Genomic DNA, 19,199 nt, shown 5'->3' with positions numbered 1-19,199 from the left:
GACCTCAACTCTCTTTCTGCTGCAGGACCTCGGCGAGGCTCGGCGCCTCCCGATCCCGCTTCGACATCGATGTGACCGCCAGCGGCCAGGGAATGCCGAGTTCCGGGTCGTCGAAGGCGATCGTCACGTCCTCGGCCGGATCGTGCGGGCGGTCGATCCGGTACGAGGTGTCGGCGGTCTCGGTCAGCGCCTGGAAGCCGTGCGCGCACCCCGCCGGGATGTACAGGGTCACCTGCGTCTCGCCGGACAGCTCGAAGGAGGCCACGTTGCGGTAGGTCGGCGAGTCCGTCCGCAGGTCCACCACGACGTCGAAGATCCTCCCGTACGAGCACCGCACCAGCTTGGCCTCGCCGGCGCCGGAGCGCAGGTGCAGGCCGCGCAGTACGCCCCGGACCGAACGGGACAGACTGTCCTGGACGAAGGCGTTCGGGTCGAGGCCCACCGAGCGGACCACGTCCGCGTCGAAGGTGCGGCAGAAGGAGCCGCGCTCGTCGGCGTACGGCGTCGGCTCGAACAGGTAGGCGCCGGCGATCGCCGGGACTTCGGTCGCTTTCACGGACTCTCCTGACGGGCGTGGGCGTGGGCGGAGCGGTCGTGGCCGGTCGCCGGGAACAGCGCCTCGGTCAAGGCGGTGAACTGGTGCTCGATTTGACGGGCGGCGACCTGGTTCCGCTCGGTGAGGGTCCGCCGTAGCTCCGCCGATCTCTTCTCCAGCGCCCGGAACTGCTCGTACAGCAGGTCGGCGTCGACCTCGCGAGCCGGGTGGCAGTACGCGGCCAGCCCCATCCGGGCCATGAGCGCGTCGCTCTTCGCCGCATAGCTGAGCGCCAGCGTCGGCGTGCCGACCTTCAGCGCGCAGACCAGGTTGTGGTATCGGGTCGCCACCACGGTGTCGGCGGCCGCCGTCTCCTTCATCAGGTCGGCCAGCGAGGTTGCCTCGGCAGTGGTGACCAGCGGTGAGTCCACCGCGTCGAGGATCGTGGCGGCCACCGGCGCATCGCACTCGTCGCCGGTGAGCAGCCGGACCGGCCTGCCGTCCTCGACCAGTGCGCGGACGAAGCGAGTCGTCCCGTCGAGGTAGCGCCGGTGGATCTCCTCGGCCCGGGCGCGGTCGTCGTCGCCGCCGTGGAAGTCCATGACGCCGACGCAGACCAGGCCCGGCGGGTCCGAAGGAGTGTTCGCAGGCGGCATCGGCAGGGCGAAGGCGAGGTCCGGGTAGACCTCGTCGCGCGCGGTGTCCACGCCCATCGCCCGCATCGCGTCGAGGGACAGGGGGTCCCGGTACGACCGGTAGGCGGCCAGCCGCGCCGACCAGCGCACCAGGGTCCGGGTCGGCAGGTTGCCGATCGCGGCGGCGCCGACGCCGACCAGCGCGACCCGGGCTCCGAACAACCGACCGGTCGCGCAGAGCAGGAACAGCGCGTACGGGAAGCCCCACGGCCGCAGCGGCAGCGTGGCCTCCAGGACGCCCATGCCCGGCACGATCACCACGTCGTGCCGGCGTACCCAGGCGGCGGTGCGGAAGGCGTCGACGAGTTTGCCCAGCCCCTTCCCCGCGATCGCGCCCGCGCGCGACGCGGTCCGGTACTCGCCGCGGTACCAGTGCAGCCGCGTCGCGAGGATCCCGTACCGGGCCGCGACGACCTCGGGTCCGCCGCACAGCGCGTCCACGACCGCCTCCGGGTGCTCGGCGCGGAGGTACCCGAGCACGGCCTCCAGCGACCCGTCGTTGCCGAGGTTGCCGGAGCCGAGCAGGCCGAACACCCCGACCCGCACCGGAGCCCCGTTCACGGACCTCATGCCTGCCTGCCCTCACGGCCGGCGACGAGGGCGTCGACGGAGACGGTGAGCCGGGCCGGGTCGACCGGGGCACGGTCCTCGACCCGCTCGCCGGCGCCCGGCCGGACCCGGCTGGTCATCCACGAGGCCAGGTGGCGGTAGCACGCGCGGCGGTCGGCGGGGGACAACGGCGCCCGCCGGATCGCCGAGACGAAGCCCCAGACGTACTCGGCGAGCAGCCGGGGCGTCGGGTGCAGGGGGCCTGCCCGGCGCGGGTCCAGGTTGGCGCAGCGGGAGCGCTTGGACGGGTTCGCCCGCTCGGCGCGCGTGGGGTGGTCGCGGCGGAAGTACAACAGCTCCGGCACCTGGTGGAAGGGGCCGTGCAGGGTGATCTCGGCGACGAACGTGCGGTCCGCGTGGTGGTAGCTGTCGTGCGGCTTCACCCGGCGCAGCACGTCGGCCCGCATCACCCCGTAGAAGTCGTCGCCGCCGGGCTCGAACAGCAGGCTGCGGAAGCGCTCCGGCGCGTGCGGTGAGTCGGTGGCGAGCCCGTACTCGTAGGGGACCTTCACCTTGCCGTCGCCGTCGATGACCGCCTGGCCGCTGTGCGCGAGGATCACCTCCGGGCGTTCGTCCAGCGCCTGGACGCAGCGCAGCAGCAGGTCCCGGGCGTACAGGTCGTCGTGCGAGGCCCACTTGAACAGCTCGCCGCGGCACTCGGTGAACACGTGGTTGTGGTTCGGTGCGGCGCCGATGTTGCGGGACAGCCGGAGGTACCGGATGCGCGAGTCCTTCTCGGCGTACCGGCGGCAGATGTCCTGGGTGCCGTCGGTCGAGGCGTTGTCGGAGATGACCAGCTCGAAGTCCTCGTAGGTCTGGCCGAGGAGTGCGTCGAGCGATTCGGCCAGGTACTCCTCGCCGTTGTACACGGGCAGGCCGATGCTCAGCCGGGGATGGGCGGTCATGACGTCCTCACTTCGGGAATGGAGTCCTTCCGGCGCTCGCGCAGGGCGGAGCGCAGCTGCAGCCACCACGCGGCCGAGCCGGCGAGGGTCGCGGAGGCGACACCCCAGGCCGAGCCGACCGTGCCGGCCGCGGCGGCCCCGCCGAGCCCGCCGACGACATAGCAGGCGGAGGCGAACAGCTGGCAGCGCAGGCTGCGCCGGGCTGCGGCGAGGGCCCGCAGCCCGGCCGCCGCGCCGGTGCCGAGGCCGGCGCCCGCGACGCCGAGGGTGACCGGCACGATGAGCTGTGAGGCGGATTGCCATACGTCGCCGAGCACGAACTCCCCGAGCCGGTCCGGAACCAGGAGAAGTGCCCCGCCCCACAGCAGCGCGGCGACGGCCTGCCCGCCGCCCAGCAGGAGGCAGAACTTCCCCAGCCGCCGCGGGGCCTGCCGCAGCACCCGTGCCGCCTCCGCGACGGTGACCAGCGAGAGACCCATCAGCACGGCGAGGAACGGGCCGAGCAGGAGTTCGGCGCCCCGGACCGCACCCACCGCGCCGACCCCGACGATCGCGCCGAGCCCGTACGCCCGCAGCTGGCTCGCGCCGCTGAGGCTGACGTTCTCGACCAGGTACCGGTAGCCGAGGTCGCGTTGCTCGCGAAGCCACGCGCGCGCCTCGGTCATCCGGGGCCGGACGCCGGACTGGAGGTAGCCGTACCCCGCGGCCACCGTGGCGGATGCGCCCCAGGCGAGCACGAAAGCGGCCACGCTGCCCACGCGGGCCGCCACGACCATGGCCGGGACGAGCGCGACGCCCCACACGAGGTCGTTGAAGAACGCCTTCCGACCGGTGCCGGCGGCGAAGAACGAGTACCGCCAGGCGTCCTGCAGCAGCAGTCCCGGCAGCATGACGCCGAGGCAGGCGAACGCGGGCCCCACGCGGCCGCCGAGAGCGAGGCCGGCCACCAGACACGCCGCGCCGATGACGGCGCCGACGCCGAGCGCGGTACCCGACGACCGGGCCACCGCCCCGCGCCAGGAAGCGTCCGACACACCGCTGAAGCGCACCACGAGCGGATCGGTGGCCAGGCCGCGGGAGACGTTGAGCACCACGCCGTACGTCACCCAGGCGAGGCCGAACACGCCGAAGGCGGTCACCCCCAGCGAGCGCGCCACGTAGATGCCCACCGCGAAGTTGCTGATGCTGGAGGCCGCCTGGTCGGCCAGTCCCCAGGACAGCCGGCCGACGAAGGCCCGCCGGGCGGATCCGGCCGGTGCCTTCGTCGTCTTCTCCTCCTCGGTGGTCATCGGCGTCATACCTTGATCAGTCCGGCGCCGTGCAGGGCGTCGGCCGCGGCGGCGACGGTGTCGAAGGGCAGCCCGGACCGCTCGGCGACGTCCAGCAGTCCGTGCTCGCCGTCGGAGAGGCTGAGCACCCAGAGCATGGCCATCTGGGCCTGCTTCGCGTCGCTGCGGCCGCCGAGCGAGTCGTACAGCCCGCGCTGGCCCAGCTGTGGCTCGCCGTACGGGCTGAGGTTGACGTACCGCCGGTTGCCGTCCAGCACGGTGAACGCCTCGCGGCACAGGGCGAGCGTGTCCGCCATCGCCTCCGGGGAGACGAAGGCCGGGTTGTCCGCCGAGGTGTGGTACTCGGGGTAGCCGGCGTAGGGGGTCCGGCTGAGCGAGCCCACGCCGAGATCGAACCCGGGCGAGCAGAACTGCCGCTCGTCGTAGCCGTACGGGGTGAACTCGGTGACGTGGTGCGGGCGTTCGGAGGCGGCCAGCACGTGCCGCATCACCCGGTCGATCTCCGCGTCGCCGCGCCTGCTCTGCTTGTACGTCAGCCGGCCCGGGTCACCGGCGCAGGCCAGCACCAGCCCGTGCTTGACCTGTTCGATCCGCTCCGCGTTGCGGGCCAGCCAGGTGATCGCCCCGATGGTGCCGGGCGCGAAGATGAACCGGTAGGTGTAGTACGGCGTCCGCTCCGCCAGCGCCCGGGCCAGGAACGTCGCCACCACGATGCCGGCCAGGTTGTCGTTGGCCAGGGACGGGTGGCAGACGTGGCAGGAGACGATCACCTCGTCGGCGACCTGCCCGGAGACCACGTGCTCGGCGTAGGTGAGGTGCCCGTCGGCGAGGGTGGAGTCGATGAGCACCTCGTACTCGCCGTCCGGCAGCGCGTCCAAGGTCTCCTGAGCAAGGCAGAACCCCCATTCCGGCTTGTAGTAGCTGGTGCGGTACGGCACCCAGGACGGGTGGTCCGGCAGGGTGTGCAGATGCGCACGCAGCTCGGACAGCGGCATCGTCGCCGACACCGGCACGCTGTAGCCGAGCACGTGCAGGCTGGACGCGGCGAAGTCGACGACCCGGTTGCCGGCGCTGTCGGCGACGTACGCGTCCCGGATGTTCCACTCCTGCGGCACCGTCCAGTCGAGCACCTGGGTTCCGGTCGGCACCTCGTGCACCCGCAGCGGGAGGTACTCGCCGACGATGTCCAGGGTGGCGCGCACACCGTCGCCGGTGATGCTCCGGCACAGCGGGTACAACCGCTCCACCAGCGCGTGCATCTCCTCGCCGACCGCGGTCATCGGCGCCACCGCAGGGTGTCGTCGACGGCGCCGGCGTCGGACGCCGCGCGCAGCACGGCGAGCCGGGTGAAGCGCTGCTCGAAGTTCTCCCGGGTCAGCCCGTGTTCGCGGTAGGCGTCGGCGAGTTCGAGCGCGCCCTGCTTGACCGTCCACTCGCAGTCGAAGCCGGGGATCGCGGCGCGGAACCGGGAGAAGTCCACCCGGTAGGACCGCGGATCGGCGCCGTTCTCCCCGGTGATCCTCACCTTCGCGCCGGACACCGCCTCGGCGACCTGCTCGGCGATCTCGGCGACCGTGACGTTGTTGGTCTCGCTGCCGATGTTGAACGCCCGGTCGTGCACCGCTTCCCGCGGCGCGGTCAGCGCGGCCGCGAAGGCCCGTGCGATGTCGGCGGCGTGCACCAGCGGGCGCCAGGGGGTGCCGTCGGAGAGCACCAGGACTTCGCCGGACAGAAGGGCGTGTCCCACCAGGTTGTTCAGTACGATGTCGGCGCGCAGCCGGGGGGAGTGGCCGAAGGCGGTGGCGTTGCGCATGAACACCGGGCTGAAGTCGCCGTCGGCCAGCGCGTGCAGGTCGTCCTCCACCCGCACCTTGGACTCCGCGTACGGCGTCACCGGCCGCAGCGGGGCGTCCTCGGCCACCAGGTCGTCACCGCCGGCGGCGCCGTAGACCGAGCACGTCGACGCGTACAGGAAGCGCCGCACTCCGGCGTCGCGGGCCAGCCGGGCCAGCCGCACGGACGCGTGGTGGTTGATGTCGTAGGTGAGGTCCGGCGCCAGCGAACCCAGCGGGTCGTTGGACAGGGCGGCCAGGTGGATCACGGCGTCCACCCCGGCCACGTGTTCGGCCGTGACGTCGCGCAGGTCCACTTGATGTCCGGGCGGGTCCGCGGGCGGCGGGCCGAGGACGCAGTCGGCGAACAGGCCGGCGTCCAGCCCGACGACCTCGTGCCCGGCGTCCGCGAGGACGGGGGCCATCACCGTGCCCAGGTAGCCCTGGTGTCCGGTCAGCAGTACGCGCACAGTTCATTCCCCCAGGTCGAGAGTGAGTTTGGTGACGGCGAACGCCTCGGCGTAACGCGCGTGGCATTCGATGCCACGGATCCGGGCCAGCCCGAGGAAGGCCTCCCGGTCGTACCAGGGCCGGTGCCGCTGCGAGGGATAGTGCTCCTGCAGCAGCCGCACCTTGTGTTCGGCGGTCTCCGGTGACAGCGGCTGGTACGCCGCCGGACGGCCGAGATCGCCGTCCCACTTGACGATCTCGTAGCCGAGCACGAGGTGGTCGCGGAACGCGGTGCGCACCAGCTTCGCCAGGCCGCGGTGATCCTGGTGCGCGTCGTCGGTGCGCGGGGCCAGCACGAGATCCGGCTCGGTCTGCCCGCGCAGTTCCTCGACCGCGTCCTTGGCCTCGCCCCAGTGCGCGGGCATCCGGCCGTCCGGCAGCTTGAGCACGGTCAGCCGCAGATCGGCGCCCGGACAGAAGGCGGCGAGCGCGGCCTGTTCCTCCTGCTCCCGCTCGCTGCCACCACCGGAGAGCACCAGCGCGTCGACGCGGACACCCGGCCGCGCCAGGCACAGCGTCAGCAGCGTGCCGCCGGCGCCGATGGCGATGTCGTCGCAGTGCGCGCCCACCGCGACGATCCGGTCCAGGGGCCCGGCCCCGAGCCGGATCACGCCCTCGCTCCGGAGCCGTCCCGGCTGCCGGTCGCACCCTGGAGACCAGCCGCCACGCCGTCCCGTTCCCACACGGCCCACGGGCGCTCGCCCCGGGCGTAGGCGTCGTCGAGCGCGGCCCGCTCCTTCACCGTGTCGGTCGGCTTCCAGAAGCCGCGGTGCTGGTGCGCCACCAGCCGGCCCCGCTTGGCCAGTTGGGCGCAGCCGTCGGCGACCAGGTCCCCGCCCTCCGGGATGTGGTCGAAGACCTCCTGGCGGAGCACGAAGTAGCCGCCGTTCTCCCACAGCGGCATGTCGCTCACCGCGGTGATACCCCCCACCAGGCCGTCGTCGCCCAGATCCACGCAGTGGAACGAGGACTGCGGCGGCACCACCATCATCGACGCACCGGCGTCGCGCCGGGCGAACTTGTCGATCATCTCCGGCAGCGGGGCATCGGTGAGCACGTCGGCGTAGTTGGCGAGGAACATCTCGTCGCCGTCCAGGTGGTGCCGCACCCGGCGCAGCCGCTCCCCGATCGGCGACTCGATGCCGGTCTGCGCGAACGTGATCGTCCAGGAGGCGATGTCGGTGGACAGCAGCTCGGTCCGCCCGCCCCGCAGCACGAAGTCGTTGGACGTCGTCTCCTCGTAGTTGAGGAAGAAGTCCTTGATGTGGTGAGCCCCGTACCCGAGACACAGGATGAACTCCGTGTGCCCGAAGTACGCGTAGTAGCGCATGACATGCCAGATCAGCGGCCGAGGGCCGACCATCGCCATCGGCTTGGGCACGTCGTCGGAGGCTCCGCTGCGCATCCGCAGGCCATAGCCGCCGCAGAACAGTACGACCTTCATGCCTTGACCTCGACAATGCTCAGTTCCGGTATCGGAAAGACCAGTCGGCCGCCCCAGGCGTGCACGAAGGACAGCTGCTCGACCAGTTCGGCCCGCAGATTCCACGGCAGGACGAGGACGTAGTCCGGTTCGTCGGCGGCTATCTGCTCGGGCGGCAGGATCGGGATGCGGGTACCCGGGGTGAACCTGCCGTGCTTGTAGGGGTTGCGGTCGACCGTGTACGGGAGCAGGTCGGGCCGGATGCCGCAGTGGTTGAGCAGGGTGTTGCCCTTGCCCGGGGCGCCGTAGCCGACGACCGTCTCGCCGCGCTCGGCCGCCTCGATGAGGAACCGCAGCAGGTCCCGCCGCACCTTGGCCACCCGGGCGGAGAACTCGGTGTACCCGGACAGCTCCTGCAGTCCTGCGGCCTTCTCCCGGTCCAGCACGTCGGCCACCCGCCGGGCCGGCTCGCCGGCCACCTCGGCCGGGCGGGCCCACAGCCGGATGGAGCCGCCGTGCGTGGGCAGCAGCTCGACGTCCACGAGCGCGAGTCCACCGCTGGCCAGCGCCCGGATCGCGGACGCGACCGTGTAGTACTGGAAGTGCTCGTGGTAGATCGTGTCGTACTGGTTCTCCTCGATCAGGGTCAGCAGGTGCTGCACCTCGATGGAGACCCAGCCGTCGTCGGCCACCAGGGCGCGCAGCCCCCGGGTGAACCCGACGACGTCGGGGATGTGCGCGTACACGTTGTTGGCCACGACCAGGTCCGCCGGGCCGTGCTCGGCGCGGACGTCGGCGCCGGTGGTCGGGTCAAGGAACTCCGTGAGCGTGGGCACACCCGCGTTCCGTGCCGCGGCGCCGACGTTCACCGAGGGCTCGATGCCGAGGCAGCGGATCCCCCGGTCCACCACGTGCCTCAGCAGGTACCCGTCGTTGCTCGCGACCTCGACCACGAAGGCGTCGGGGCCGAGCCCCACCCGCTCCACGGCGTCGGCGACGAACGTGCGCGCGTGCTCCACCCAGGAGGTCGAGAAGGAGGAGAAGTAGGCGTACTCCTTGAACGTCTCCTCCGGCGTGATCAGCGGAGGGATCTGCGCGAGCCAGCAGTCGGTGCAGACCCGCAGGTGCAGCGGGTACGCCGGCTCCGGCAGGTCCAGTTGGTCCGCGGCGAGAAAGCTCTCACACGGCGGGGTCGCCCCCAGATCGACGACGCTCGCCAGCGCCCCCGAGCCGCAGAGTCGGCATCGTGTCATCTACTGCCCCCATCCCGCTCGCGCGAGTGCCCCCGCCGCGAGCCAGTGCTGTTGTCCCCTGCCGACGGCGGGCTGTCCCCGCCGCCGGACCGACCCGCGATCGCGGTGCGGTACTCCTCCAGCAGGTGCTCCAGCCCGACGGCCGGGCTGAAGTCCCGCTCGTATCGGCGCCGGGCCGCCTGGCCCATCTCCCGGTTGCGGACCACCCCGTCCGTGATCCGGCGCAGGCACGACGCGAGCGAGGCGGGCTCACCCGGCCGGTGCAGCAGCCCGGTCACCCCGTCCTCGACGAGTTCCACGAAGGCGCCGTGACCGGCGGCGACGACCGGGACCCCCGCCGCCATCGCCTCCACGACCACCAGGCCGAACGCCTCCAGCCATGTCGAGGGAGCCACCACGGCGACCGACCGCGCGACGGCCTTCCGGCACTCCGCCGTGTCATAGAGGCCGACGTAGCGGACGTCGTCCCGGCCCGCCGCCCAGGCGGTCACCTCCGGCTCCAGCGGCCCCGTACCGGCGATCACGAGCGGGACGCCCACCCCGCCGTCGGCGGCGAGTTCGTCCCACGCGGCCATGAGCAGCCGCACGCCCTTGGCCTCCGCGAGCCGGCCGAGGTAGAGCAGGTGCTCGCCGGTGCCCGAGCGGCAGGCGCCCGGGTCGGGCACGAAGTTGTGCTTCACCGCCAGCCGCTCGGCCGGCATCCCCGACCGCACCAGCACCTCGCGCTGCGCCGCGGAGATGCAGAAGAACCGCTCCACGCCGGACCACCACCGCCGCCGGTTGACCGACAGGCTGACCGCGAGCGGCACCGTCGCGAGCTTGGAGTTGCGGTAGCAGCCGTGCCGGACGGCGGGCAGCGGCGCGGACCCGACGCACTCGGTGCACGGCCGGCCGTCCCGCTGCAGCGTGCCGGGCGGGCAGACCTGGGTGTAGTTGTGCAGCGTGGCGACGGCGGGCACGCCGACGTCGGCGCAGGCGGCCAGCACCGCCGGCGACAGGAGCGGGAAGACGTTGTGGACGTGCACCACGTCCGGCCGCTCGCGGCGAAGCCGGCCGGCGAGCTCCCTGCGGACCCCCGGGTTCCACGGCACCAGCAGCGGTAGCGCCGCCTTGCCCAGCAGGGACCGGGCGGCGATGTCGTCGCTGCGCCGCTCGAACACCTCGACCCGGTGGCCGGCCCCGCGCAGCAGCGCCACCTCCTGGTCGACGACCTTGTTCTCCCCGCTCGGCTGCGCCGAGGCGTAGCGGTTGTGCACCACGAGGACGTGCATGCTCAGTTCACCTCCGATCTTCGGGCCCATCGCGGGACGGGCCGTCGAGGGACATCGGGCGTCGAGGGGGCGGTGGCCTCGGCCGGTGCCGTCAGCAGCGAGGCGGCCACGGCCAGATGCAGCAGATACGGGGAGGCGTCGCCGAGCCCGGCCTCGGTGTACGACGCGATCGCGCAGTAGCTGATCAGGAAGAGCGCGCAGGCCCTCGACAGCGACGGTGGCCGCAGCAACGCGACGCCGCCCAGCACGATGATGATCGCCGCCACCAGGGCGACGCCGGTCACCCCCTGCTCGTGGTAGACGGCCAGCCAGCTGTTGTCGATCGGCAGTCCGCCGAACGACTTGTCGCCCAGGCCCGCGCCGAACAGGTACTCCGAGGTCGTCCGGGGTGCTGCCAGCAGGGCGTCCCAGACCTTGGCCCGACCCGTGAGGCTGGTGAAGTTCTCCTGGCTCTGTCCGCGCAGGAACCACGCCTGCAGCGCGGAGCCGAACCCCACCGCGGCCACGGCGGCGCACAGGACCGCCCAGGCGAAGAACCGGCGGGCGGCGGCGCTGGTCAGGAAGAGCGAGCCGATCGCCAGCACCAGCCCGATGAGCAGGCCGAGCGTGGCCGTGCGGGTGTGGGTCAGCGCGAGCAGGACGAGTGCCGGCACGATGACCACCGCCGCGCTGCGCCAGTCGGTCCGGCGGCCCAGCAGGAGCAGCACGGCAAGCCCGATGATGACCGCGGCGTACTGCCCGATCTGCGGCGGGGTGAGCGGCCACAACGCGCCGACCAGCCGCCCGCCGTACAGCTCGGGCAGGGCGGCGCCCGGTGAGATGACAGCGCCGGCGGCCACCGAACCGAGGACCACGAAATACATCCGGATGTGGAGCCGGACGAAGGTCAGGCCGCCGTCCCACCAGCGGCTGAGCAGCCACAGCGTGCCGACGAAGAGAGCCAGCCGGGCGCAGCGGAACACCGCACCGAACCCGGACTCCAGGTCCGCGCTGGAGATCACGCTCGGCACCAGGAGCAGGGTGAGCAGGAACACGAAGGCACTGGCCCGGATGCGCAGCCGGGTATTGACCGTGAGCGCCAGCGTGAACGCGGCGACCAGCGCGCCCATGGTGACCATCTGGATGAGGGAGCGGGGCAGCGGGACGATGGTCTTCGCCCCGGCGGAGCCGAGCGTGTTGAGGACCAGCAACCCCCAGCTCGTCCCGACGATCTTCGACGTGCGGTCCGTGTGCTCCGGGCTCATCTCAACCACCGTCCCGTGCGCGGAAGGTGCTGCCCACGTCCTGCCGGTACGGCGCACCCTGCCACTGGCCGGAGTCGAGTATCCGGCTCGGGTCGTGGGCGACGAACTTCCATGGCCCGAGATAGACGTTGTCGTGCCAGCGGTTGTGCTGCTTGCGGGTGATCGCCTCGGCCACGCGCTCTCCCTGGTACGGCGACCAGTCCGGATAGGTGCCGTAGTTGGCCAGCACGGCCATGCGGTCGCACCTCACCGTGCACTCGACGACGGACTTGTCCAGCACGAAGCGGTTGCCGTGGATGTCCACCCGCTGGGTCTTCCACCGGCAGTCGGCGTAGAGCGGTGCGGCGGCGATCGCCGGCTGCGCGCAGCGGTCGATCTTCTTCACCAGCAATGTGCAGTCACCGGACGAGGTGTTGGCCGGGCTGTTGCAGAACCGGTCGGCGTTTTCCCACAGGGTGATCCCGGACCAGTTGTTCTCCAGCACGTTCCGGTAGATCTCGATCTTGTCCGTGCGGGCTCGGACGCGTGGTTCGCCGCCGGACTCGGACAGGTAGATGGTCGCGAACGGGAAGTTGTCGCCGCGATCGGCGTACTTGCGGCCCTCGACCCAGTTGTTGCGCCGGATCGTGTTCTTCCGGACGACCGCGTTGTAGCTGGTCTCGTAGATCAGTGCGGCTCCGTCGTTGTCCTCGAGCACGTTGTCCTCGATGAGGAAGTCATTGTTGTTGGTGTCCGCCCACAACCCGGTCCCGCGGTTGTCGTGCACCCAGTTGCCGCGTATGTCGGCGCCGTCGACGGCCCAGAACTTGATGCCTCCGGTGCAGCCGCAGCCCGGCCGCCGCCGCTCCCAGTCGCCCTTGTTGTTGCCCACGATCTCGTTGCCCTCGACCACCAGGCCGGTGATACGGCCATTGGCCTTGTACGCGTTCATGCCGTACTGGCCGTTGCCGCGCAGGCAGTTGCCGCGGACCTGCTGGCGGGCGCCGGCCATCAGCGCGGCGCCGGAGTTGTTCTGGATCGTCGCGTGCTCGATCACCCACCCGTCGGCCGAGTCATGGTTGACCACGCCCTCGTCATGCGGAGCGACGAACCCCTGCACGGTCAGGTGGCGGATGGTGACGTCGTCGGCGGTGCCGCCGAACGCGTACTGGTTGGTCTTCCGGCCGTCGAGCACCGCGCCCGGCGCGCCCAGGTAGCTGTTGCCCTCCTTGGGGAGGACCTGGGCGTAGCGGTTACGGTCGAGTCTGTGCTTGCCCGGTCGAAGCCAGAACGTGGTGTGCGGGGGATTGCTCCTGGTCTTCGCGGCCAGGTCGCCGGCCACGGCGGGGTCGACCGTCACGGCGCCCGCCGGCGCCTTCGCCGGCCCGGCCGCGGGCTCGGCGCACACCCGGGCCACGGACGTGGACGGCGCGGCGGTCGGCTTCGGCCGCGGCGTCGGCGTGCTCTCACAGCCGGTCGCCGCCAGCAGGGCCAGCGCCAGCGGTGCCGCCGGCCACGCCCAGTGCCGCCACTTGATCCCCAAGCGTCCTCCCTAGCCGCGGAACCTGAGTACGGTGGTGAACCCCTGCGTGCCGTCGGCGAAGCCGGTGCCGACCAGCGTGGTGGTGGGTTCCTTGCGCCCGAAGCCGGCGGAGAACCAGCCCAGCGGCGGGTCGCTCTCGCCGCGATGCGCCCGCCAGCTCAACTGCGCGGGCAGGTCGAGCGCTGCGGAGCGGTCCTCGCCGTCCCGGGTCCAGGTGAGCAGCGCCCGGCTCCCCACCAGGTCCACGGCGATCGCCGGGCCGAGGTGGAACGCCAGGTGCACGGCCCGGCGCGGACCGCGCACCTCGTCGACCACCCTCAGCTCCTGGCTCGCGGCGGTCAGCTCCACCCGGCGGCGGTGCACGGAGGGCTGGTAGCCGTCGTGCTCGGCGCACCAGAGGGACGTCTCCCCGCCGGAGGCGTCGGAGGTGTCCGCGACCAGGACGCGGCTGCGGGCATGCCGGGTCCACAGGAACGGGCCGCCGGAGACGGACTGGTCGGCGCCGTCCAGTCGCAGGGTGTTGTGGCCGAGGGTCGACCGGAAGTACCGCCGCCACTCGGGCTGTCCGTGGTAGCAGTACGTCCCCGGGTCGGCGAGCACGTCGACCCCGTCGTGCCGGACCTCCACGGACAGCGCGTCCGCGTGAGCGTGCGCGGCGATGGACAGGAACCCGTGCGGGCCACCGTCGCAGCGGCACCAGATCTTCTCCGGACCGCGCAGGATGGTCATCCCCGCATCGGCGAAATGGGCCGGTCGGCTCGCCGGGCGGGACACGGCCGATGCGGTCCCGTCATGGGGGTACGGCCGGATGAGCGCGGCCAGCAGCGGGGTGCGGACATCGGTGCCGGTCACCGTCGGCCACCAGGCGAGCCGGCCGAAGACTGCGTCCCCGGTGGTCAGCAGCGAGGCCCAGCGGTCGGTGCCCGCACCGTCCACGACCAGACCGTGCCCGTCGTCCGCGTCACCCTGGCGCGGTGGCCGTAGCCGGTTGTCCACGACGGCCGCGAGCGCGTCGGTCATCCGCAGCAGCACCAGCCGGATCGACGGAGGGACCGGCACGTCGGCGGCATCCGCCTCGGCCACTGCGGCCAGGCCCAGCTCCAGCACCAGTCCGTGATACTCCGTGGCCAGCTCGCGGTTGAGGCCGGAGGGGAAGGTGTTGCCGCGCAGTTGCCGCTCCAGCGACCGCAGCGCGTCGGCCCGCCAGCGCCCCGAGGAGGGGAACCACCCGAAGGCGCAGGCCGCGGCGAACTGCCCGGCGGCCTCGGCGACGACGTGGTTGTTCGCCGAGGACCCCCGGCTGGGGAAGGCGGCCAGCCAGCGCTGGTGGTGCCAGATCTGCCGGTGCGCCACCGGGTTGCCCTCGAACAGATCGGCCGCGCCCGGCCAGCCGTCGAGCAGCCGGCGGACCCACACCCAGGACAGCAGCCGGATCCCCAGCTCGATACCGCTGGTCCAGTGCACTCCGTGCAGCGGCGCGTTGGCCGCCCACCACGACCGCAGGTGCCCGGCCACCCGCTCGGCGTACCGCTCGTCCCCGGTGATCGCGTACGCGGCGGCGAGCACGGTGAGGTGGTGATGCCGGGACAGTTCCCAGATCTGCTTGATGTCCCCGACCAGATCCTCGTCGCGGTACGGCACGTCGAAGGCGTAGCCCCCCGGCGCCCGGCGCCCGGTCTTCGGGTCGTGGAACCAGTCAGGGTCGGCCAGGTCGTCGCGGTTCACCCCGAAAAACTCGGCGTGTCCGTCCATCAGCCGGTCCGCCTCGGCGACGAGACGTTTCGCGGCGTCCGGTGGCACCGCGGCGATCGTTCCCGCGGGCAGGACCGCGGTGAACCGGGCGCCGGTCACGCTCGGGCAGGTGGGCAGCGCCGACCGCCACCGCCGTCTGCGCACCGCGTCGCCGGCCCGGCCGCCGACCTCCCGCGGTCCCATCCGGGACAGCCGCCGCAGGTACCAGCCCGCGCTCATGGTCATCGCGCCGCCAACGTCACCGGCGCGCCACCGGCCAGGCCGGCCTGCACGGCGAGCGTGGCCGCCGTGGTGGCGACCAGCGACTCCAACGGCACCGGCATGGGCCCGCCGGTCCGCACGGCCTTGACGAACGCGGCCAGCTCGGCGGACTGGCCCTTGTCCCGGGCCTTGGGCAGCCGCGAACTGACCCACCGCTTGGAGCCGTACACGGAAGCACGGACGAAGTCGTCGAGCCGCAGCACCTTGCCGTCCGCGACGAGGTCCAGCGTCTCCTTGGGGAAGCCGGCCGCGCCGGTCGTGACGTAGCTGATGGTGGCGGTGGACCCGTCCGGATAGCGCAGCACGACCTGCAGGTCCTCGTTGCCGGACGGGGCGACCGCGTACACCGAGACCGGGTCGGCCTTGAGCAGCCAGCTCGCCGTGTCGATGAAGTGCCCGCCCTCGCCGGCGAACCGCGAGCCCTCGGTGCCCTGTTGGAGGTACCAGCTGCCGTGCTGCAGCCGGCCCGCGTTGACCAGGTAGCGCAGGCTCGCCGGACCGGTCCGGGCGCCGAACCGCTTCGCGGCCTCCTGCAGCAGCGGCGCGAACCGGCGGTTGAAGCCCACCTGCAGCCGGTCGTTGCCGGATTCCTCCACCGCCGCGAGCACACCGGCCAGCTCCTCCTCGGTGAGCGCCAGCGGCTTCTCCACGAACACCGTCTTGCCGGCCAGCAGCGCCTGCCGGGTCAGTTCGGCGTGCGAACTGTGCCGGGTGACGACGAACACCGCGTCGATGGACTTGTCGCCGAGTACGGCGTCGAGGTCGGTGGTCGCTTCGGCGAAGCCGAACTTGCGCTGCGCGTTGGCCGCGGACAGCGCCGTCGTGGTGACGACCGTGGACAACGTGACGCCTTCGCGCTGGGCCAGGTGCGGCAGCAGCATCGACGTCGCGTAGTTTCCCGCGCCGACGAACGCCAGCCGCACCGGCGCCTTGGCGGACCGGGCCGGGGTGGCCGCTCCGCCGCCGCGTCGCACCGCGGGCACGGCCACCACCGGGGCCTCCGCTTCCCCCGCCTCCTCTTTCTGCCCGGGGTACCGGAACAGCACGGCCACGGCCTTCAGGTCGCCGTCCTTCAGGCGCCGGTACGTCTCGACTGCGTCGTCGAAGTCGGAGATGTGGGAGACCAGAGGCTCCACGTCGACGCTGCCGCGGGCGAGGAGATCGAGGAAGCACGCCAGGTTGCGGCGCTCGGTCCAGCGTACGTAGCCGATCGGGTAGTCCCGTCCGTCGAGTTCGTACTCGGGGTCGTAGCGCCCGGGGCCGTACGAGCGGGAGAACCGGACGTCGAGCTCCTTCTCGTAGTACGCGTTCCACGGCAGGTCCAGGCGGCACTTGCCGATGTCGACGACCCGGCCGCGGTCCCGGCTCAGCCGGGCGGCCAGCTCGACGGGTTGGTTGCTGCCGCCGCCGGCGGCCAGGTACACCTGGTCCACGCCGTGACCGTCGGTGAGTTCGGCGACGGCGGTCGACACGGCCGCGGAGGCGGGATCGCCGCAGGCCGCCGCGCCCAGGCGCTCGGCGAGCTCGCAGCGCACCGGGTCGGGGTCGACCCCGACGACACGGACCCCCGAGGCGGCGAGGAGCTGCACCACCAGCTGTCCGATCAGCCCGAGGCCGATGACCAGTGCCACGTCGCCGAGTTGGGGCTCGCCGCGGCGCACGCCCTGCATCGCGATCGACCCGACGGTTCCGAAGGCCGCGTGCCGCGGCGCGAGGCCGTCCGGCACCCGGGCGTAGAGGTTCTTCGGCACCCAGTTCAGCTCGGCGTGCAGCGCGTGCTCGTTGCCGGCGCAGGCCACGAGGTCGCCGACCTTGACATCGTCGATCCCGGCGCCGACCTGCTCGACCACCCCGCACAGCGAGTAGCCCAGCGGCGTGTAGGAGTCCAGCTTGCCCATCACCTTGCGGTAGGTGGCGGGCACCCCGTTGGTGGCCACGCTCTGCACGACCTTGGCCACCTGGTCCGGCCGGGAACGGGCCTTGCCCAGCATCGACATGCCGGCCTCGGACACCTTCATGAGCTCGGTCCCCGTGGATATCAGCGAGTAGGCGCTGCGGACCAGCACACCGCCCGGCTTGCACCCCGGCACCGGCACGTCGATCAGTGCCAGCTCGCCACTCTTGTAATTCTGTACGACCTGTTTCACCCGAAGTCCTCTTGTCTCTACGCCGTCAAGGAGCGTTCTGGCCGGCCCCGGAGGTCGCGCCGCGATACCAGTACTCAAGGGTCAGCACGTGCCACAGATGCTTGGAGAAGTCCTGATGCCCGGCGGCGTCCTCGGCGACCATGCGCGCCAGGGCGTCGCGGCGCAGGAACCCGGAACGGACGAGCTCGCCGTCGTTCACCACCTCGCGCACCAGCGGTGCCAGATCCCGGCTCATCCAGGCCCGCAACGGGGCGCTGAACAGGCCCTTGGGCCGGTACACGATCTCCCGGGGCAGGACCGAGGCGGCGGCCTCCTTGAGGACGGCCTTGCCCTGCCGACCGACGATCTTGCGATCACCGGGCACGGCGAACGCCGCCTTCACCACCTCGACATCCACGTACGGCACCCGCACCTCGGTCGACGCGGCCATGCTCGACCGGTCCGTGTAGGCGAGGTTCAGACCCGGCAGGAACATCCGGGCGTCGCCCAGGCACATGCGGTTGACGAAGTCGTCGAGGTCGTTGTCCTGGTAGATGTCCGCATGCTCGGTCAGCACGTCGTCGACCGTCCCGGCCAGGTCCGGATCGACCAGGGCGAGCAGCTCGTCCTGGTCGTACATGGTGTAGCTGCGCCGGAACGCGGTCTCCTCCGGCAGATCGGCGAAGGAGAGGAAGCGCTTCGCGAAGCGCACCGACCGGTATCCCCGGCGGGCCGAGGCGACCGGCAGCCGCTCCACCGCCCTGGACAGGCCGCGCCGCAGGGGCCGTGGGACGCGCTGGTAGCGCAGCGCGAGCAGATTGGCCAGGTGCTTGCGGTAACCGGCGAACAACTCGTCGGCACCCATCCCCGAGAGCATCACCTTCACCCCGGCCTCCCGGGCGGCCGAGCAGATCAGGAACGTGTTGATCGAGGCGGGGTCGCCGATCGGCTCGTCCAGGTGGTACGTCATCTGCGGCAGCAGGTCGAGCACGTTCGGAGCGATCTCGATCTCGTGCAGGTCGACGCCGAACCGCTCGGCCACCTGCCGGGCATAGCGCAGATCGTCCGGCATCGCCTCGAACCTGGCGTCCTCGGCGCGGAACCCGATCGTGTAGGCAGAGATCCCGGGTTGGTGGCGGGCTGCCAGCGCGGTCAGGTAGCTGGAGTCGAGACCGCCGGAGAGGAAGGTCGCCACGGGCACGTCGGAGAGCATGTGCTGCCGAGTCGACTCCTCGACGATGGCGGCCACGTCCGGCTGCTCGCCGGCCAGGGCCCGCTCCCGGCCCTCGGCGGCGACGTCCTTCAGGTGCCAGTACCGGCCACGCTCCACCCGGCCGTCGGGCCGGCATCGCAGCCAGCTCCCCGGCGGCAGTTTCTCCGCCTCGCGGAACGCGCACCGTGAGTCCGGCACCCAGTAGTACAGCAGCGAGGCCACCAGCGCCGCGTGGTCCACCTGCAGCGACCCGCCGGTCACGGCGGCGAGCGCCTTGAGTTCGGAGGCGAACACCAGACCCTCGCCGCGCCGGAGCAGGAACAGCGGCTTGATGCCGAGCTGGTCGCGGGCGAGTACCAGGTCACCGGTTCGCTCGTCGAAGATCCCGAACGCGAACATGCCGCGCAGCCGGGGCAGACAGTCCGTGCCCCAGCGCCGCCAGGCCTCCAGCAGCACCTCGGTGTCGGAGGTACCGCGGAAGCGCACCCCGGCCGCCGCCAGCTCGGCACGCAGCTCGGGCGCGTTGTACAGCTCGCCGTTGTACGTCAGGACGAGGCCGCCCGAGACCATCGGCTGGGCGCCGGTCTCGGACAGGTCGATGATGGCCAGCCGGCGGTGCCCGAGGTGCACTTCGCCGTCACCGACGGAGTGGCTGTACCGGCCCGCCCCGTCCGGACCGCGGTGGGCGAGGGTATCGGTGAGCCGGTCGGTCACGACCTTCCCGTCCGGCCATCGGTAGGTGCCTGCGATGCCACACAT

15 protein-coding genes are annotated in these 19,199 nt (G+C 72.0%); all 15 read right to left on the bottom strand.

Annotated elements, in window-relative coordinates; genetic code table 11:
- Positions 1-4: 4 nt before the first annotated feature.
- Genes rfbC through asnB form a run of 15 tightly spaced genes read right to left on the bottom strand, consistent with a single transcriptional unit; the run spans position 5 to position 19,199 of the window.
- Complete coding sequence (gene rfbC / locus OG858_RS00940; RefSeq protein ID WP_086754236.1) at positions 5-556, bottom strand: dTDP-4-dehydrorhamnose 3,5-epimerase; 552 nt, start codon at positions 554-556, stop codon at positions 5-7.
- Positions 553-1,800 (bottom strand): polysaccharide pyruvyl transferase family protein, encoded by a 1,248-nt coding sequence (locus tag OG858_RS00935; protein ID WP_328545242.1) that lies wholly within the window; start codon positions 1,798-1,800, stop codon positions 553-555. Before OG858_RS00935 ends, rfbC begins: the two co-directional genes overlap by 4 nt.
- Complete coding sequence (locus OG858_RS00930) at positions 1,797-2,744, bottom strand: glycosyltransferase family 2 protein (RefSeq protein ID WP_319068586.1); 948 nt, start codon at positions 2,742-2,744, stop codon at positions 1,797-1,799. Before OG858_RS00930 ends, OG858_RS00935 begins: the two co-directional genes overlap by 4 nt.
- Positions 2,741-4,033: an MATE family efflux transporter gene (locus OG858_RS00925; RefSeq protein ID WP_319266056.1), complete on the bottom strand. Its 1,293-nt coding sequence runs from the start codon at positions 4,031-4,033 to the stop codon at positions 2,741-2,743. Before OG858_RS00925 ends, OG858_RS00930 begins: the two co-directional genes overlap by 4 nt.
- Before the next feature lie 5 nt (positions 4,034-4,038).
- The gene (locus OG858_RS00920; protein ID WP_328545243.1) at positions 4,039-5,322 is read right to left on the bottom strand and encodes a DUF4910 domain-containing protein; all 1,284 of its coding nucleotides are present in this window, start codon (positions 5,320-5,322) and stop codon (positions 4,039-4,041) included.
- Positions 5,310-6,335, bottom strand: a complete 1,026-nt coding sequence (locus OG858_RS00915; RefSeq protein ID WP_086752812.1) for an NAD-dependent epimerase/dehydratase family protein — start codon at positions 6,333-6,335, stop codon at positions 5,310-5,312. Before OG858_RS00915 ends, OG858_RS00920 begins: the two co-directional genes overlap by 13 nt.
- Before the next feature lie 3 nt (positions 6,336-6,338).
- Entirely contained in the window at positions 6,339-6,986 is a 648-nt protein-coding gene (locus tag OG858_RS00910) for a PIG-L deacetylase family protein (protein WP_086752814.1), read from the bottom strand.
- Complete coding sequence (locus OG858_RS00905; protein WP_086752816.1) at positions 6,983-7,819, bottom strand: glycosyltransferase family protein; 837 nt, start codon at positions 7,817-7,819, stop codon at positions 6,983-6,985. The genes OG858_RS00910 and OG858_RS00905 overlap by 4 nt, the downstream gene beginning before the upstream one ends.
- Entirely contained in the window at positions 7,816-9,051 is a 1,236-nt protein-coding gene (locus tag OG858_RS00900; RefSeq protein ID WP_319317867.1) for a class I SAM-dependent methyltransferase, read from the bottom strand. The genes OG858_RS00905 and OG858_RS00900 overlap by 4 nt, the downstream gene beginning before the upstream one ends.
- Positions 9,048-10,322 (bottom strand): glycosyltransferase, encoded by a 1,275-nt coding sequence (locus tag OG858_RS00895; RefSeq protein ID WP_086752820.1) that lies wholly within the window; start codon positions 10,320-10,322, stop codon positions 9,048-9,050. The genes OG858_RS00900 and OG858_RS00895 overlap by 4 nt, the downstream gene beginning before the upstream one ends.
- A gap of 2 nt (positions 10,323-10,324) precedes the next feature.
- The gene (locus tag OG858_RS00890; protein WP_328545244.1) at positions 10,325-11,566 is read right to left on the bottom strand and encodes an O-antigen ligase domain-containing protein; all 1,242 of its coding nucleotides are present in this window, start codon (positions 11,564-11,566) and stop codon (positions 10,325-10,327) included.
- A gap of 1 nt (position 11,567) precedes the next feature.
- The gene (locus OG858_RS00885; protein ID WP_319266050.1) at positions 11,568-13,088 is read right to left on the bottom strand and encodes a right-handed parallel beta-helix repeat-containing protein; all 1,521 of its coding nucleotides are present in this window, start codon (positions 13,086-13,088) and stop codon (positions 11,568-11,570) included.
- 9 nt (positions 13,089-13,097) lie between these two features.
- The gene (locus OG858_RS00880) at positions 13,098-15,065 is read right to left on the bottom strand and encodes a heparinase II/III family protein (RefSeq protein ID WP_319266048.1); all 1,968 of its coding nucleotides are present in this window, start codon (positions 15,063-15,065) and stop codon (positions 13,098-13,100) included.
- Positions 15,062-17,248, bottom strand: a complete 2,187-nt coding sequence (locus OG858_RS00875; RefSeq protein ID WP_319266046.1) for a bi-domain-containing oxidoreductase — start codon at positions 17,246-17,248, stop codon at positions 15,062-15,064. Before OG858_RS00875 ends, OG858_RS00880 begins: the two co-directional genes overlap by 4 nt.
- A gap of 25 nt (positions 17,249-17,273) precedes the next feature.
- The gene (gene asnB, locus OG858_RS00870) at positions 17,274-19,199 is read right to left on the bottom strand and encodes an asparagine synthase (glutamine-hydrolyzing) (RefSeq protein ID WP_327742910.1); all 1,926 of its coding nucleotides are present in this window, start codon (positions 19,197-19,199) and stop codon (positions 17,274-17,276) included.

This window comes from Streptomyces europaeiscabiei, from assembly GCF_036346855.1.
GTDB lineage: Bacteria > Actinomycetota > Actinomycetes > Streptomycetales > Streptomycetaceae > Streptomyces > Streptomyces europaeiscabiei.
This window is presented reverse-complemented; position numbering and strand designations above follow the sequence as displayed.